15 protein-coding genes are annotated in these 16,449 nt (G+C 47.0%); 9 read left to right on the top strand and 6 right to left on the bottom strand.

The window, feature by feature from the left end; translation table 11 throughout:
• Window positions 1–3,185 (top strand): efflux RND transporter permease subunit (locus DXZ20_RS37475; protein WP_250565767.1); only part of this gene is annotated, 3,185 nt, incomplete at its 5' end.
• Between the two features lie 37 nt (window positions 3,186–3,222).
• Window positions 3,223–3,924 (top strand): response regulator transcription factor, encoded by a 702-nt coding sequence (locus DXZ20_RS15245; protein WP_163661692.1) that lies wholly within the window; start codon window positions 3,223–3,225, stop codon window positions 3,922–3,924.
• Window positions 3,925–4,055: 131 nt separating this feature from the next.
• Here DXZ20_RS15245 and DXZ20_RS15250 read toward each other — a convergent pair whose 3' ends face one another.
• Entirely contained in the window at window positions 4,056–5,141 is a 1,086-nt protein-coding gene (locus DXZ20_RS15250; RefSeq protein WP_163699040.1) for a M28 family peptidase, read from the bottom strand.
• A gap of 249 nt (window positions 5,142–5,390) precedes the next feature.
• Between DXZ20_RS15250 and DXZ20_RS15255 the strand changes: the two genes are divergently transcribed.
• Window positions 5,391–5,663 (top strand): hypothetical protein, encoded by a 273-nt coding sequence (locus DXZ20_RS15255; RefSeq protein WP_250565768.1) that lies wholly within the window; start codon window positions 5,391–5,393, stop codon window positions 5,661–5,663.
• On the opposite strand, the gene DXZ20_RS15260 is transcribed toward DXZ20_RS15255, so the two are convergent.
• On the bottom strand, window positions 5,660–6,910 hold the full coding sequence (locus DXZ20_RS15260) for a hypothetical protein (protein WP_163699042.1): 1,251 nt from the start codon (window positions 6,908–6,910) through the stop codon (window positions 5,660–5,662). The two genes, DXZ20_RS15255 and DXZ20_RS15260, sit on opposite strands and share 4 nt — an antisense overlap.
• Before the next feature lie 131 nt (window positions 6,911–7,041).
• Window positions 7,042–9,783: a helix-turn-helix domain-containing protein gene (locus DXZ20_RS15265; RefSeq protein WP_163699044.1), complete on the bottom strand. Its 2,742-nt coding sequence runs from the start codon at window positions 9,781–9,783 to the stop codon at window positions 7,042–7,044.
• 328 nt (window positions 9,784–10,111) lie between these two features.
• Here DXZ20_RS15265 and DXZ20_RS15270 point away from each other — a divergent pair, with 328 nt between their 5' ends.
• Window positions 10,112–10,297: a hypothetical protein gene (locus DXZ20_RS15270; RefSeq protein ID WP_163660383.1), complete on the top strand. Its 186-nt coding sequence runs from the start codon at window positions 10,112–10,114 to the stop codon at window positions 10,295–10,297.
• 64 nt (window positions 10,298–10,361) lie between these two features.
• Window positions 10,362–10,712 carry an NfeD family protein gene (locus tag DXZ20_RS15275; RefSeq protein WP_163660381.1) on the top strand — a complete coding sequence of 117 codons (351 nt, stop codon included), beginning with the start codon at window positions 10,362–10,364 and terminating at the stop codon, window positions 10,710–10,712.
• Between the two features lie 375 nt (window positions 10,713–11,087).
• On the opposite strand, the gene DXZ20_RS15280 is transcribed toward DXZ20_RS15275, so the two are convergent.
• Both DXZ20_RS15280 and DXZ20_RS15285 read right to left on the bottom strand, forming a co-directional pair.
• Window positions 11,088–12,362: a sensor histidine kinase gene (locus tag DXZ20_RS15280; RefSeq protein WP_163699046.1), complete on the bottom strand. Its 1,275-nt coding sequence runs from the start codon at window positions 12,360–12,362 to the stop codon at window positions 11,088–11,090.
• Between the two features lie 20 nt (window positions 12,363–12,382).
• Window positions 12,383–13,066, bottom strand: a complete 684-nt coding sequence (locus tag DXZ20_RS15285; RefSeq protein ID WP_163660375.1) for a response regulator transcription factor — start codon at window positions 13,064–13,066, stop codon at window positions 12,383–12,385.
• Window positions 13,067–13,190: 124 nt separating this feature from the next.
• Between DXZ20_RS15285 and DXZ20_RS15290 the strand changes: the two genes are divergently transcribed.
• The gene (locus tag DXZ20_RS15290) at window positions 13,191–13,583 is read left to right on the top strand and encodes a hypothetical protein (RefSeq protein WP_250565769.1); all 393 of its coding nucleotides are present in this window, start codon (window positions 13,191–13,193) and stop codon (window positions 13,581–13,583) included.
• A 71-nt stretch (window positions 13,584–13,654) separates the two neighbouring features.
• Here DXZ20_RS15290 and DXZ20_RS15295 read toward each other — a convergent pair whose 3' ends face one another.
• Window positions 13,655–14,080, bottom strand: a complete 426-nt coding sequence (locus DXZ20_RS15295; protein ID WP_163660373.1) for a hypothetical protein — start codon at window positions 14,078–14,080, stop codon at window positions 13,655–13,657.
• Between the two features lie 163 nt (window positions 14,081–14,243).
• On the opposite strand from DXZ20_RS15295, the gene DXZ20_RS15300 reads away from it, so the two are divergent.
• From DXZ20_RS15300 to DXZ20_RS15310, 3 genes are all read left to right on the top strand, one after another.
• Window positions 14,244–15,026, top strand: coding sequence for a DUF4230 domain-containing protein (locus DXZ20_RS15300; protein ID WP_163699048.1), 783 nt, complete (start codon window positions 14,244–14,246; stop codon window positions 15,024–15,026).
• Between the two features lie 136 nt (window positions 15,027–15,162).
• Window positions 15,163–15,957: a glutathione S-transferase family protein gene (locus tag DXZ20_RS15305; RefSeq protein WP_163660369.1), complete on the top strand. Its 795-nt coding sequence runs from the start codon at window positions 15,163–15,165 to the stop codon at window positions 15,955–15,957.
• A 61-nt stretch (window positions 15,958–16,018) separates the two neighbouring features.
• The coding region (locus DXZ20_RS15310; RefSeq protein ID WP_250565770.1) for an FAD-binding oxidoreductase at window positions 16,019–16,449 on the top strand (431 nt) is incomplete at its 3' end.

A 16,449-nucleotide genomic window follows, 5' to 3' on the forward strand; every position in this document is an offset into this window, starting at 1 on the left:
TTCTCTTTTGCCTAATTGCCCTATTTGGCACCTTGGCATTATTCAGATTACCGTTAGAACTACAACCGGGCGGAGATCGCCCCGAGATTACCATTACCACACCCTATCCAGGGGCCAGCCCTACTGAAGTGGAAGAACTGGTCACACGTCCCATCGAAGAACGTATGGAGGAAGTCGAGGGGATTCAAGAAATCACTAGCATTAACCGCCTGGGTTTGAGCATCATCAGTCTTGAATTTGAGTGGGATGTGGATGTTGACGGGCGATTTGTGGATGTGTTGAGTAAGCTCCAGCAGGTTGGTTCCCTGCCCCCTGAGGCGGATGAATCGGATGTTGAAGTGGTGAGCAGTAGCAGCAGTCCGATGATGTGGGTGATCCTGACGCCTAAGGAGGGTTTTACGTCGGATGATTATCACTACCGCGATTTAGTTGATGACGTCGTGATCCCCCGGTTTCGCCAGGTAGAAGGGGTGGGGCAATTTCAGATTTCGGGCGGACGAGAGCGTGAGGTTGAGGTTGTTGTTGATCCGCGTGCCCTGGCCGATCGTAATCTCACCATTGAAGATGTGGTGGCAACACTGCGGGAGAATAATCGAGATATTCGCAGTGGTCCCTTGGTGGTGGGGCGGCGAGAATATCGTGTGCGCACGGTCAGTCGTTCCAATGATGTTGCACAGTTGGAAACGTTTGTCCTGCGGCGAGATCCTTCTGGAACGGTCTATTTGGGAGATGTGGCCCGAGCACAATTTGGACGTAGGATTCGCGACCGGGCGTTGATTCGAGATGGAGAGCCTACGGTTGCCGTGGGCATCATTCGTCAGGTGGGCGGAAATGTTCCCGAAATCTCTCAAGGGATTCGCACAGCTCTAGTTGAACTCGAAGAGCGCTTTGATCGTGAAGGTGAGGGCATCGTATTTGATATCCCCTATGACGAAAATGACTACATTAACGATTCTATCTCCTTTGTTCGAGGCAACTTGGTTATCGGGGCTATGCTGGCATCCCTGGTGTTGCTGCTGTTTCTAGGGTCGCTGCGTACAGTGGCGGTAATTGCGATTACCATTCCCACCACCTTAATTGCGGTGTTTATGGTGTTTGCGGCCCTGGGGCGCTCGCTCAACGTGATCAGTCTGGCCGGATTAGCCTTTGCTGTGGGGATGGTGGTGGACAATGCCATTGTGGTGCTTGAGAGCGTATTCACTCACATGCAGCAGCAAAAGTCACCTGTGCAGGCGGCGATTGACGGCACTCAAGAGGTTGCTGGGGCTATGCTGGCCTCAACGCTAACAACAATTGCGGTATTTGCTCCCATTGTGTTGGTCACAGGAGAAGCCGGACAGCTTTTCTTTGACATCGGCATGGCGTTATCGGCGTCTGTTCTGTTTTCACTCTTTGCTGCTTTGACGCTAGTGCCCATGCTGTCGGGTCTGTTTCTCAACCAGGCTGAAGCTCAGCAAATGCTGCTGGACCCGGTGTATCGACAGGGAAACTGGTTTGAACGGATGGTGGCGAGAACATCTGGTGTGTTTCGGCGATGGCAAGGTCGACTGGAACGAGGTTTGCTAGCAACCGTTGGTTGGTCATTGGGGGCAGGTCGTCAGGGTCGACGTCTGGTGGTCTTGGCTATTCCGATGGGCTTGCTTGTGGTGACAACCCGTTTGTTACCGGCAGCGGATTATTTGCCGGAAGGCAACCGTAACTTGGTGCTTTGGCTGGCTGCCCCTTTCCCTGGAACAAGTATTCCAGAGGCGGTTGCCCTTTCCGAAGAACCCCGTCAGTTTGCCAGTGAACAACCGGGGGTGTTTCGCACCCTTTATGTGCATCGCCCAGGATTACAAGCGATCGCAGCTTTCCTTGAGCCAGATGAGGCTACGGGTAGAAACTTAGACAGCATGGTGAATCGAATGCGAGCGGCCAGTGTCAACTATCCTGGCTATCGGTTTCTGGTGCCACGGCGGGTGCCCATATTTCGTGATCCGGGTAAAGAGTTTGAAGTCCAGATTGTTGGGGCAGATCTAGATCAGCTGAATCAACTCCAACAAGATGTTAGTAATCAGTTGCGATCGCTCCCTGGTATCCAAAACGTCCGCTCAGACTTTGTCACTGGTGCACCAGAACTACAGGTAATCCCCAATCGAGAACGGCTGGCTGAAGCAGGATTGTCTGAACTAGAGCTGGGAACGCTGGTCGAGGCAGCCCTTGGTGGTGTACGCGCCTCCGAATTTTCGGATGGACGTCGCGAGCTTGATGTGACCGTGGAGCTGCAGGATGCATTTGTGGAATCACCGGAACAACTGCGGCAGCTAGCGATTTTTAGTGACAGCGGCTTTCAACTACAGCTGGATGATGTGGCCGATGTGGTGGAAACTACAGGGCCTGATGTCATCAACCATGTAGATCTGGAGCGGTCTGTGACGCTGACGGTCAGCGTGGCACGGGAAGCTCCCCTGGGTGCTCTGTTGGAGCAAACTGAGCAGGAAATTCTGGAACCATTGCGAGCGTCTTGGCCCGCAGGCTATCGAGCGGAACTAGCCGGGTCTGCCGATGTGTTGACAGAAACTCTGTTGCAGCTAGGAAAGGCGTTTCTACTCTCTTTGGTGATCACCTATTTGTTATTGGTGGCGCTGTATCGGTCGTTGATTTATCCCATGGTGATTATGGTGACGGTTCCCATGGGGATGACGGGGGCTGTCTTAAGTTTGGTGGTCGCTAATCTGATTCCGGGTGTTGTTGTGCCCCTCGATATGATTACTGGATTAGGATTTGTGATTCTCACAGGGGTTGTTGTCAACAATGCGATTCTCCTGGTGGATCGTGCTCTGCAACTCCAAGACATGGAATGTTGTGGGTTGGATGAGGCGCTTTACCACGCAGTACGCGACCGATTGCGACCTATCTTTATGTCGGCTGGCACGAGTGTGCTAGGCATGTTGCCGCTGGCTGTTTTTCCCGGTAAAGGAGCAGAGCTTTACCAGGGGCTAGGGATTGCATTAACTGGTGGTCTGGCTCTTTCAACATTCCTAACGCCAACGGTGGTTCCAGCCATTATGCGTCTGTTGAGTGATATGACTTACCGAAAATCTCGACAACTCAAGGCTGATCTCAGTGTTGACCATGCCGACTTGGGATCAGAACCCGTGCTGGCAGGTATGGCAGGCCATGTTAATCGCTCTGAAGGGGAGTGAGATTATGCCAATGATTGACGTAAACTATCCTAAATCCATGGCAATTCAGATTTTAGTAGCCTCTAACCATTCGTCTTTAACAACGTTAATAACAACCGAATTACGCTACGAAGGCTATCAATTGAAGATAGTGGACGATGGTATCTCTGCCTTGATGTCACTGCGTGAGCAGCAACCTGATTTAGCAATTTTAGATCTTGCGTTGTCACGGCCATCAGGATTAGAAATTTGTCGGCGCTTACGATCAACTCAGCAAGCACTGCCGATTATTTTGCTGGATGAGGGTAGTGTTAATCATTGTGCGATCGCATTTGACTCCGGTGCAGATGACTACATGCGATGGCCTGCCAGCATTGAAGAACTGGTTGCTCGCATTCGGCTACACCTCAGACGTTACGGTCATGGCAGACGAGATATTCTTAACTTCCAGGACTTAAAAATTGATTTGAGAACCTGGGAAGTCTATCGTGGAGACCGTTTGATCAAACTAACACCCAAGGAATTTAGCTTGTTGGTCTATCTGATTTCACACCCACGACAGGTATTGTCGTGCGATCGCATCATCCAAGAAGTCTGGGGCTATGACTTTGGTGGGGAAACCAATATCTTGCACGTTTACATTCGCTACCTGCGATTAAAGCTAGAAGCCAATCGTGAAAGTCGCTTAATTCACACTATACGAGGTGCAGGTTATGTTCTGAGAGAAGCCTTTTCTTCTCGATCTATGTTAGTTCAATGACCATATCTACTTTCGAACACATTCAAAGAATATCTGACTTCAAACCAGGAACGTACAATATGTTTAAACAAATCACGGATAACAACAGTCTTCTAAGTGAGTTTTAGGAGACTGTTGCTAACGCACCTTTTTTAACTCCCCGTTTCTTTGCGTCGCTTGAGCAAAAAACCACCGACCCCCAGAGTCGCAAACCCCAACAGACTCATCGGCTCTGGTACCGATTCAGCATCTACCCGATCAATAAATTCATCAAAGATTAGTGTGTAATTTCGCGTGCGCTCCTCAATCAAACCAGGGAAAATTGTATTGATAAACTTTCGATTATCAGTGGCCGGGTCATGCCAAGTGCGCCCATTAGGTACCCTAGGATCAGAAGTCTGAGTAAAGCCATCTTGATCGCCAATGTCCCAGTTCGTCGCCTCAGCTGCCAATACGGGCATCAAAAAATCAAACGATTCTAAATCACTACAGCAGCCGGTCCCCTTTGGATAGAAGGCATTGAACCCTGGATTACTTTCTGCCGCAATGTCATTTTCGGCAGCAATTTCAAGGGCAAGATCTCGATACTTGAACCACGAAGGTTTTTCTGTAGCCCCCCGCCCCGCATTAAAGTACATCTTGTCGCCTACTATCAAACTATCGAGGTTGGCCATCAGTAACGTATCGTCAATCTCTTGCTTACTCAGGCTGTCAGCATAAAAACTTGAGCCAACTAACCCAATTTCTTCAGCTCCAAAGAAAATTAATTTGATTGTGTTGTTAGTTTCTGGTTCCAGACGTTGCGCCAGTTCTAGCAAAACACCAACCCCTGAAGCATTGTCGTTAACGCCTTCCAGATTGGTACGATCTAGCGTAGCGCTGCTGGGAGCATTGTCGTAGTGAGCCCCTAACAGAATTTGCTGACCCGAGGTGCCAGTGCGCTCAGCCAAAATATTATAAGAAGTTAGCGTCTCACCTTGCCATTCATAGGTAAATGGCTGCAAGGTAGGCTTATACCCAAATCCCTTGAGCTGCTGCACAAGATAGTCAACCGTTTCGGCTTCCTTTTGGGTACCTACACTCCGTCCTTTTAAATTTTCAGCCAGATAGTTGATGGTCTCAACGGCAGTCTCGCCAAAGCCAAAGGATGCCGCCTGAACAGACGATGATAAAAATGGCTGAGCAGCGATGCCCAATAATATCCAGGAAAAAGCTGTTTTTTCAATCTTGATAGACACAATAGAAACCTTCAGTGGGGGTTGAGAAGATTGTTAAACATTAATCTGAGCGATTGCTCACGCCAAAAAAGTTAGCGAAGTACCCCTGCCAGTAAATGTTGTGACTGATACGTATCCTTGGACATTTCACAGGATTTTCATCAAAAGAGCTATATATGAACTTCAGATGATGCTTGGGGTTAAGAAATATTGCCGATTAGACAACGCTTACCCTAATACCCTATGGACAAATGATTTTCTGGGGGCAGCGTGGTCCCTATTCGTGACGAAAATCCGGTTCAGATTACGCCCTATGTAACCTACGGGCCCATCACCCCCAACGTTTTAGGCTTTCTCTACGAACTCACGCCATTGTCATCCATGGAGCTGACAGCCTTCTTCAGCACATGGACTTTAGTTCCAGAACAGCTGGATCGGGCTCGATATCTATTGCTCTATCTGGGTTACAGTGTCCTGGCAGCCTTGACCCAAGGGTACTTTGGTATGTTTTCTGACGTTTCGTCCTTATCTAGAAGGCGTTAAGCGACAGTGTGTCTAGCCTTAGGTACGTAATTAACCCAGGGGGCATTTAAGGCAAGCGCTACATTCATGTATTCAAAGGACTGTACCAACCAACCAATGGAATCCAGTGAAGATGATTCCCACTTGTGGAACAAAATGCCAAAGCGGTCTTCGAACCAAGAACGCACCGTACGCTTAAACAGGACGATCTTTAACAGAACTGCCGTTAGTGCCTGATGGCCTACGGTCTTGATCAGATGCTTAAACTGACCAATGTCAGGATGCTCCAATGTATTACACACCAGTATTTTTAACAGCCGACTGCACATGTATGTAATCGATGCATCGGTGATGGGTGCTGTGTCTGTCCCCAAACTCTCAACTAATGTAGTCCTAACTGAACTGCTAAACCGATTATTTTTAAACCGTGAGTTAGCCTCCACAAAGGGCTCCATCACATACCCATGGAAATGCGTCAGAAAGTCCTCGCGCTTCTGACGAGAACGATAAAACTCATCAAACTGACAAGCCTGCTTTAAGTAGCTACCGTCTCGCCCGGGGAGAAATGCCCAAATTGCATTTCTGAGGTCATCATCGGACAATCTTGTGGGATTAACTGGATTTAGCCCTTGTTGATAATCGTGCCAATAGTTATTGAGACGTTTGTTGAAATGCTGGGCTTGGTGCTTGCGCTGTAGCTGAATACTTTTACGATGATGTAGCGGAATATCGCGGGTAACGGCTGCTGACTCATAAATAAAGAAGTAATCCTTGAAACAACTGGCAAAAGATGTGCAGTCTTCTTCCTGGGGAAGATCGCATAGCAAATGCATCTGACGCTGTAGAGGAACATACAGACTGCCATTTTTTACATAGGCATCCATAGCGTTTACCAGTTGCCTAACACGCCTGTCTCTTGGACGTTTCTCAGGGACGGCACTGGCCCTGAGGATCAATGTTCTCAGAGCAGAATGACGACTAGTATCCATGCGCCATATATTGCCAATTGTATAGAAGCACCGATTAATCACATAGGGCAGAATTTTATTAGCCTCGGGAGATTCCAATATATGCAACAGTGCATGGCGCACTGAGTTAGAATCCAGATCTGGGAGAGTAACACTTGCTTTGAAAAGAAGGCCGTAAAATGCATCAATTGCCTGCTGGGCATCTTCTATTCTTGAAAGCTGACGAACATAGCCGTAAACCTCACGCTCCGCCCTGGTGGCCGGTCGGCTAGCAAAAAATTCACCGTTGTTGGAATACATTGAACGTCAGGTCTCCGTTAGACCTGTCCTAGTGAGCTTAAGTATGTATTAGCGCAATTTATACGAAAATTCTAGTGCTTCTCAGTAATTCTCGAAGGATTGTTCAGGGTTTGTAACATCCCAAGTAATATTCACTCAACGACTACACCTCCAAGCCTTTGCACTGTATACAGTTCGTCGTCTGAGAACCCTTGTTTTGTGTAAAATTTACAGTCCTGGTATTGATCTAGATCACTGACAGTTTCCCAAATCTGTAAAATCTCTTGGGTCTTAAGGCTCCAAATACTTATGTTAGAAGGATTTTGGCATAGAAGCTGTTGTCCATCATCACTGATAAACAGGGTATCGGGCAATTCCGGTAAAGTAATCAGCTCTATTAGGGACATAATATCATTCCAAACCCAAACCGTGTGATCTATGTCACACACTGCTAGATATCTTCCATTTTTACTAAAGGTAGCCTGGTAAGGCTGGCTGGCATTAATCTCTAATTCTTGGACTTTGAAATCGACTGAATCTTCTGCCATAGTCTGATCAGTGACTGTAAAGGAGCGAACTACGACCTTAGATAGGCGTTTATGGGAATCATCATTTGACATCGCTTCAATCACACTCAGCTGATCCCCCATCCATTGAAACGCTAAGAAATCTCCGTAGGGGTTTAAGGGCAGTGGAGCCTCAGCCATGATGTAGGTATTATGTGATGCATTGTAGTGCCAAACCAGTATTGAATTGTTGTTGTCATAGCCTGCTAAAATTCTGCCATCTGGACTAAATGCCAAATGTCTCACAATATCATTGGCATCACACAGCGGTTCGCTTATTTTTTCACCCAATATTAAATTCCAAAGCTGAATTTCTCGATTACCCAAGCCAATTGCAAGTAAATGAGCTTTCAGGTCAATACTGCAAATAGCGGCAACGCCAGATACATCACTATAAGACTGTTCTTTACGGGTAAGTGTGTCCCAAATTAGAATGCTCTGGTCGATTAAGACCACAATTAGCGTATTGCTATCTGTAATCACTATTTGCTGAATGGGGATACCCAGATCATCACACCAGGCCAAAATAAATCGATTGTTAACCCATTGATAAACCTGCAAAAATCCCTGCGAATCGCCAATGACCATCGCTGCTCTATTAGGATGTAGTGCGATCTCAAAAGATTCGTATACTCCCGTCATTAAGACGGCCTCTCGAAATTGGCATCCTTTAAAATCTAGGCCCTGTAATCCAGGTGCTCTGAGATCAGCATGCCATAGGGTTAGGTTAGCCCAACTCACATCGACGAGCGATAGTCTCATGTGGACAGCTAAATTAAATAGGCTACCGGCTGCATAGCTACAAGAGGATGCAGGCAATGTAGTAAGCTGACTGATCAGGCGACCAAATTTAGCATGTAAATCTTCTGGCGACAACCGATGCCTAAGCGTATTGACCATAGGCACCAAAAGATAGTTTTTAAGGATTTTCTGCTGCTCTACAGAGGCAGTTGGTAGAGACAACGGGTAAGTGTGGAAAAGCTTTAGGTTTTCTACATTTAACTCTTGCAGAAATATCTCTCTTAACTTTTGGAGTAAATAAAGGCCCAAGTATGGTGGAGTAATCTGATAGATACCATCGGTTTCTGAAAAGTACTCTAAAAGATGCCGACGATGTAGCATACTCCACGCCTGCATCAACTGATCTTGCGAAAATTTATTTATTATTGGCCATTTTTGTACATCATTCCAGGATAGGGGATTAAAGGCAAATAGATAGAGTAATTTTTGTTCTATTTCTGATAACTCATCTGTCAAACTCTCAAAGTATTTAAATAGAGAAGGTGGAAACGATGAGAGAACAGTCGTAAACTGCTCAATCTGGTTAATAGAATAAAATGATTGCAAGGCCTCAATACTCTTATGTAAAAGCTCAGGACTTCCTCCACATAGCTTGACAAGCTGCCTCCAGTGAATCTCATTTTGAGATAGTGAGTTGCTGAGATGTGGATATTCTTCATTTATAAAAGTACTTGCTTCGTCAAATGAGAAGCCTTTCAAGGTCTCTATAGTAACGCGCCTATTGATCTCAGCAGGGCGAATAGCGCTAACCCATAGTATGGCACTTTGGTGATTGATAGCCGTTGTTATTTCTTTATAGAAGATCTCCTGTTTGAGATCTTCTATAAAGCGCTCAGTCTGATCAATAATTATTAGATATGGGGCCTGGTGGAGTACTTGGAGTAGCTGCTGACGCATTTGATGCTCTGATACAGCCGTCTTATTTGCAGATTCGTTGGTTAAATCCAATAAACCAAGAGCAGATAATTCTTGGTAACACGTTCGCCAGGTAGCAGCTTCGTGGGTTGAATGATAAACGACCTGCGCAAAATGATTCCTTAGTTCTGAGCCCAAAGATTCAATCAGGTAACTTTTTCCAATACCCTTAGCTCCAGTCAAAAGAAGTACCCGACACCCTGACTTGAGGGTATCAACCAAGCGAGGTATTAATTCATTTCTATAAACACCATTAGAATTGTTTTCAGGAATTATCTTAAGGTCCAGATTAGAAGTGTTTGAGACAGAGCTTTGTTGATTACTATCTCTACTTAAGTCTAGATCTTCTCGATAAAGACGCTCTATAATCCCTCTAAATCTCGATTTATTAATATTTTCATTGGGCCACACCCGTCTCAGAAGCCGCCATAGTTGATATCCGTATACAGCACGTAGGGTACTTGAGCCATATTGCATCTGAATTGCCATTTCATCGTATGAAAGGCCTTCATAAGTCCAGCGGATAATATCTTTCTCAATCTTATTTAGATGTCGATCAGCATATTCAAAAACACAGCGATCGACATAGGCTAAGACATCCTTTAGCTCCAAAGTAGACTCCTTGACTGTAAAGTAGACACACACAACCCTTGTATATCCAGGAGTCTAACGTAAGTCATATGACTTTTTAAACGTCTACATGACTTTTTACTATGACATTATGATTTTTTTACCAAAGCATTTGTACTGACTTCTGTAGTACGTCATGGAAAGTCATTCATTTCCACCTGACTTTTTATGATTAGGGACACTAAGAGGCTTTAAAACAACTGACAACTCTCAAGACTTTAGAGGTTTCAACTTAGACTTTCTCTTTGGCAAGATCAGACTACAAAGCACCAAACGATATAAGTGCTGACATTAAGTGAGGGATTGTATTATGCCACTAGATATGTTGCTTGGTTTAAGCTTAAGCGGGGTACTGATTTTGCTGTTTAACCAATCGCCGCAGCCTAAATCCGATAAACCTGCTAGAAAAACAATTGCAACCGTAGTACTTTCTGGTTCCAGCGGAGAAATTGAAATTATCAAAGACTCCCAAGGTACTAACTCTAACAAGTCTTAGAAGCTAGCGTTGCTGCAGCTTTTATGTATAGGAACTGTATGCCATAGTTAAGGGGGACACTAATATGTCTATCCGCCCATTTTGGAAAAAAGTCTTTAGCCTTGACACCACTACACCTCCTTCTGAAGCCTTAGGCTTTTTGAAAGTCCAGGGCAGAGTGATTGAGTTAATTGAGCCTGGTTCTGTTGGTCGAGTGCAACTGCAGGGAGTATCTTGGTTGGCGCGTTGTGCTGATGCGTTACGTTATCCCTTACCGGTAGATACTCCCGTGCAGGTCATTGATCGTAATGGTTTGGTTTTGTTGATCAAGCCAGTTCTGCCTCTGCCTGTTGTCAATTTTCCATTATCAGAGCCAGACTCGGTACGTTATCTCACCCGACAACTATCTACCCCGAGCGCGCGCGCAGCTGCTTAATCATTGAGAGATGTAGAGAGAGTTCTACATCTCTCAATGATCTCTGTTTGTAATGACTGTTAGAGGTGTTTATGCGAAAAATTCATCATCACCCGTATTGGTACTATTTGCTGGGCAAGTTGCTTCAGGGGTTTCTGTTGTTAACCTATGTCTTTTGTGCCGTCTGTCTGTTGTTGGCTGTTTTTTTGAATGTGACCATCGGCTGGACAGTCCTCGTTATGGGTTTCCCATGGTTGCTAAAACTGGCACTAATATTTGGTTTTGGCATAGGCATACTGTCACTACTTGAAGCATTGTCATAGCTTTTGTGAGCGTGCCGCTGGTTTGGGCACGCTCGCAGTCAATGTCCGTATTGCTGACGCAGACCTGTGGGGGCTAATTGAGTGGCAATTGAACTTGAAAATTACTGCCTTTGCCCACAGTGCTTGTTGCCGTAATCTGCCCATTGTGGGCACGCACCACCTGTTGAGCAATTGATAGACCGAGGCCAAATCCGCCTGTATGTCGCGATCGCGCTGCATCAACCCGATAAAATCGCTCAAAAATTTGGAGTAAATCTGCTTCTGGAATACCAACACCATCATCTTCAACCTGAATCAGCACATGATTGGCCTGAACTTGAAGACGCAGCTGAACCATACCGTCATCTTTGGTGTACTTAAATGCATTGTCTAAAAGATTGGTCAGGGCTCGGCGCAGGAGCTGTGCATTCACTTTGACCGTAGCGGTATGGTTTGGGATGTCGTGAACAAATGTGCGATTTCGTCGGAAAGCTTGGGTACGACCATAGTCCACCAGAGGCTTGAGCAGGTCTCCAACACTAATCTGTTCAATCAGCGCAGCTCCATTAATTGGCCCCTCATGGCGGGCTAAAAACAAAAGATCCTCAATGAGGCCCCCCATTGCCTTAGCCGCAGTTTCGATCTCTTTTACACATTCCTCTTGAGACCCTGACTCAAGATTAGGGATAAGGGCAACCTGAGCATTACTGAGGATGGCCGCCAATGGATTACGTAATTCGTGAGAGGCATCAGCTGTGAATCTTTGCAGGCGCTCATAAGATTGTCGAATAGGCTGCATCGCGATGCCGCCTAAAATCCATCCGGTTAAGCCAATAATGCCAAGGGTCACAGGGACACCCAGGGTCAAAATCACAAGCGTTCGGTTTAAATCAGCCTGTAGGGGATTTAGTGGGGTGGCTGCTTGGATATATCCGACAACACGTTTGTTATATCTAATTGGGACGGTCAGTTGACGAATCGCCTGCTGCGAAGGAGCAACACCATTGATATAAATTGTCTCAAAGCGTTTTTTGGGCTCCATCACCGGCTTCAGGTCATGGGTGGAGCCAACAAACTGAATTAATTTCCAGTTGCGGTTGTACCAACGGACGTAAAGTAATTCATTCTGGGGAGATAGGGAATTCTCTCCCACCAATGTGGTGCCTTTGGCCAACAGCCAGTCTCCCTGATCGGGACGGTAGTAGGTGCGATTATCAATGTCCTTAACTGTCAAGTACAACTTCTCATCAAAGTCCTGGAGCTTATCGTCAGCTTCGAGGGTGTAAACCACACCGGTAAACGCAATCAAAATACTCCCCATGGAAAGGGCAAACCAATAAGCCAGATTAAGACGACTGCGATTGAACATTGCGACAGGTGTGGAACCCTTTAAGAAATTTTTTCAGGAATTTTAAGACGATAGCCCATACCGTAAACGGTCTCCAGCCAGCTTTTGGCATCTAATTCGTCCAACCGCTGCCGCAGTCGCCAGATCAGGGCTGTTACGGCATTACTTTCTGGTTCAGTACCCCAGGTCCATAGCGTTTGTTCGATATTATCGCGGGTGATCACCTGGCCTGAACGTCGCATCAAGTATTCCATCAAATGAAATTCGCGACTGGAAAGACGAATGCGTGTCTGCTGGCGCTCCAGGATTAGGGTGGAAATATGGAGACGCAGATCACCCAGGCTCAGTAGATCGCCATGCCATTGGGGTGAGCGGCGACCCAACGCTCGCACCCTGGCTAACAGTTCTGGAATGTCTACAGGCTTTACCAAGTAGTCATCAGCTCCAGCATCCAAACCCACCACCTTATCTGCCGTTGTATCCTTAGCTGTCAGCATCAACACAGGAGATGCTTTACCCAATGCTCTGTACTGTTGGCATAAAGACACGCCGCTAACCACAGGCAGCATCCAGTCTAAAATCAACAGATCATAGTCCCTATTGTTGATCAACCATTGAGCCTCTTGAGAATCTTCCACACCATCGACTAAGTGACCTGATTCGGATAAGGCGATGCACAGCGGTCGTAGTTGGGCGGGGTCATCTTCAACCAGCAGGATAATCATGGGGGATACCCAATACGGACCAATAAAGTTTACCGCTCCTTAGTATGGGCAGAGAATATAACAGAAATATGATGTCGCTCATTGCTGGGTATGATCGGTGCATTAGGCGTTAAACATCATCACCTTGCGAAAGCTGTCTCAACTATTGAATTGGAGAGTATTACGGCTGTGGCTATCGCTGCTAGTGTTAGGGGGTGCTTTTTGGACCATCGGCCAGCTGATGACGCTCAGAATTCTGGGGCGTACCTATGACACATCACGCTATGTGATTACAGGTGTGCAGCCTGAAGAAGACATTTCAAAAGAGGCGATCAGGGTCATTCGGGTGGAGATTTGTAATGAAGCTGGCACCTCTGAGGCCAGGGTTATTTTTAATGATCTCGGCGATCGCAAACTACAGTTTGATCTGACTGTGCCTGGGGAGATTGAGGGTGCGATCGCAAAAGAAATCAACATCCCCCAACAAGCAATCAGCAAACTAGTTCAATACAAGGTCCGTGATCCATGCTCAATGTGATTAGGCTTGATTTATGTTTCGCAAAAGCTATCACAGGGCATGGGAGAGAATTATCACATCATCAGTCTGGATCAAAGACCAGGCCTCTCGGCTCGAAAGACTTTAGTGATTTCTGCATTCATCAGAGCAATTTGAGGATCACTCTGAATGGCTTCAAAATATTTGGCAGCTAAGGGCGTAGATGAATTTTCATTGGGTTTTAACATCAACCGCCCTTTCTCTAGAAAAATGGCCGCTGTCTCTTCGGGGTTTTCGGGCGGTTCCTTGGCACTGGTAAATTCATCAATCTGGACGATGAACTGGGAAATGGGACGTAGCCAGCTAAACGCATCGTCACTGATCACCAGTTGAAAGAATTCACCTTTATTTTTAATGGGGCCATTGACCTGTTCGTAGCGTACACGCTCTGACTCTAAAAGCAGCTTATGGAGCTTCAGTAGATTGTTGCGAAAGCGTTTAAGACGCTGTTGATTGGTCTCGGATGAAGAAGCGGTCATGGAATCAGCAAAATAGGGCGGTCCTATTCACATTATCGTGTTTACCTAGGTTGTATGGAACCATACATGCATGTGAATTAGGACATTTAATACAACTGGTCGCATTGAACGTTCATTCTTCGCAACTGACGTTAGAATCATCCCTAGCGTTCTAGGCGGTATCATGTTTACTCGTCCCTCCCGCATTACTAATCGCAGTCGCGTTCGTAAAACGGATAAGCAGAAGGATAAACAAACCAATCCCAACCCGCAGCAGCAGCCAGGAGTGTGGCGGGTTTTGTCAATGCTATCGATGGTGGTCTTTGGTGGCGGCTTAGTGGTGGCCTCGTTGGCAGGTTATGGCCTGTGGCGTACTGGGGATCAGTTTATGGATGGTGTGAAGCTAATGTTCACGCCGAAACCACCGGAGGATACGGTGGATACGCGCACCCTGATCGTTGAGCAAATTCAGGGGGCTAGCGAACTGACGACGGCTATCTTTTCCATGGAGGCAGTGGTGCCCACGGAAAGCAACCGGACAGTCGGTAACTATGTGATTGGTCAAACTAACTTGTTATACATTGCCCACGGAGAAGTCCGTGCAGGCATCGATCTTGGGGCGATCAGCGAAGAAAATGTACAGGTGATCAATGATTCTGAAGACTTGCCACCGAGCCTGATTTTGACCCTGCCAGCGCCTAAAGTTCTGGATAGTAAGTTAGATGTCACTCGCTCAAAAGTATATGAGTACGACCGTGGTTTCTTGAGCTTAGGTCCGGATCGTGCCCCGGAACTCCAGGCCTTAGCGCAGCAGGAAGCCCTTAAGCAAATTCGTCAAGGAGCCTGTGATGAGGGGATCTTGACCATGGCCAGTGAACGGGCTGAACTGACTATGCGGCAACTAATTGAGCCCCTGGGGTATGAAAATTTGACGGTGAACGTGGCTGAACCCACAGGGTGTTCTTAAGGGAGTTTTGAGCTTTGGGTGCTGAGTTGTGAGTTACAACGTTATCAACTCAATGCCTTACACTGCTTTGCTGTTACTGTTTTATGTCAGCATTTTTACTTGAGGCCAGTAGGTTCAATTCAAAACTCTCCCCAAAATGATAGAGCTACATCAGTTTGAAGCGTCTCACTATTGTGAAAAGGTCCGGCTGCTTCTGGATTATAAGCAACTGCCCTATAAAACTGTTGAAGTGATGCCTGGGGTGGGGCAGGTGGAGCTGTATCGGCTGTCAGGACAACGTCAGGTACCGGTGATTAAGGATGGAGCAACGGTAATAGCAGATTCTACTGCGATCGCAACCTACCTGGATGAAACCTATCCCGAACGGCCCGTCTTACCAGCTGACGGAGCCATGCGCGGTCTGTGTTTAATGCTAGAAGACTGGGCCGATGAATCCATGGGCCCTAATGCCCGCAAGGCCATGATTGGAGCCTTTAACCAACATCCCAGCTTTAGGACAGCGCTGCTGCCTGCGTCCACCCCCGATGTCCTAAAAGGTCTAGTCAGCGCTGTGCCCGGAGACTTACTTAACCTGCTAGGTACAGGTGTAGGCTTTGGCCCTGATGACATTAAAGCCGCCACCTTGAGTCTGAAACAGGCGCTATCATCAATCTGCATCGTCTTGTCAGAACACCCCTACCTGGTAGGCATTCAGCCCACCCTGGCGGACTTTGCCGTCGCTGGCATTTCCATGTATCTCAAGTTTCCAGACCAGCGCTACATTGATTTACCCGAAGGACTTTGTGGCAAAGGTGTGCCAGGACTGGCGGACGAGCCGGACTATGAGCGGTTTTGGACCTGGCGCGATCAGCTCTATGCCGACTACCGTAAGGTGCGCTCTGACCCCCCCAAAAATTCTGGCAGTGGCCCCGTAAAAATAGGCATTGATTAGACCGACTCCCCACGCTCCAACCAGTAACCGATAAAATGGAAAGCGCAGTCAGCGCATCACCATGAGCCCCGTAGTCAATAAATTTGAATCCTTGCTTGGTCCCGACCAGGTAATGTCTTGGTCCAATCTCGGCGATCATCGATTTGAGACACATAATGATCTCAGGATTGTTTTTCCTGAGTCCATTGAACAGCTATCGGCGGTTGTGCGCACCTGCTACGAACAGCGCCTGCGTATAGTGACCTGTGGCCAACGTACCAAGCTGCATTGGGGTTGTCACCACAAGCTGAATAATGCCGATGTGGTCATTAGTACCGCTAAGTTGAATCGCCTGGTGGATCATTGGGTAGATGACTTTACCATGCGGGGGGAAGCGGGAATAGCTTTTGCCGATTTGCAGGCTAAATTACAGCCTCAGAACCAATTTTGGCCAGTAGACCCCCTCTATGCTGATCAGGCGACGTTGGGGGGCATTGTAGCAACTGCTGATGG

The sequence above is a fragment of the Adonisia turfae CCMR0081 genome (assembly GCF_011009555.1).
GTDB lineage: Bacteria > Cyanobacteriota > Cyanobacteriia > Phormidesmidales > Phormidesmidaceae > Leptothoe > Leptothoe turfae.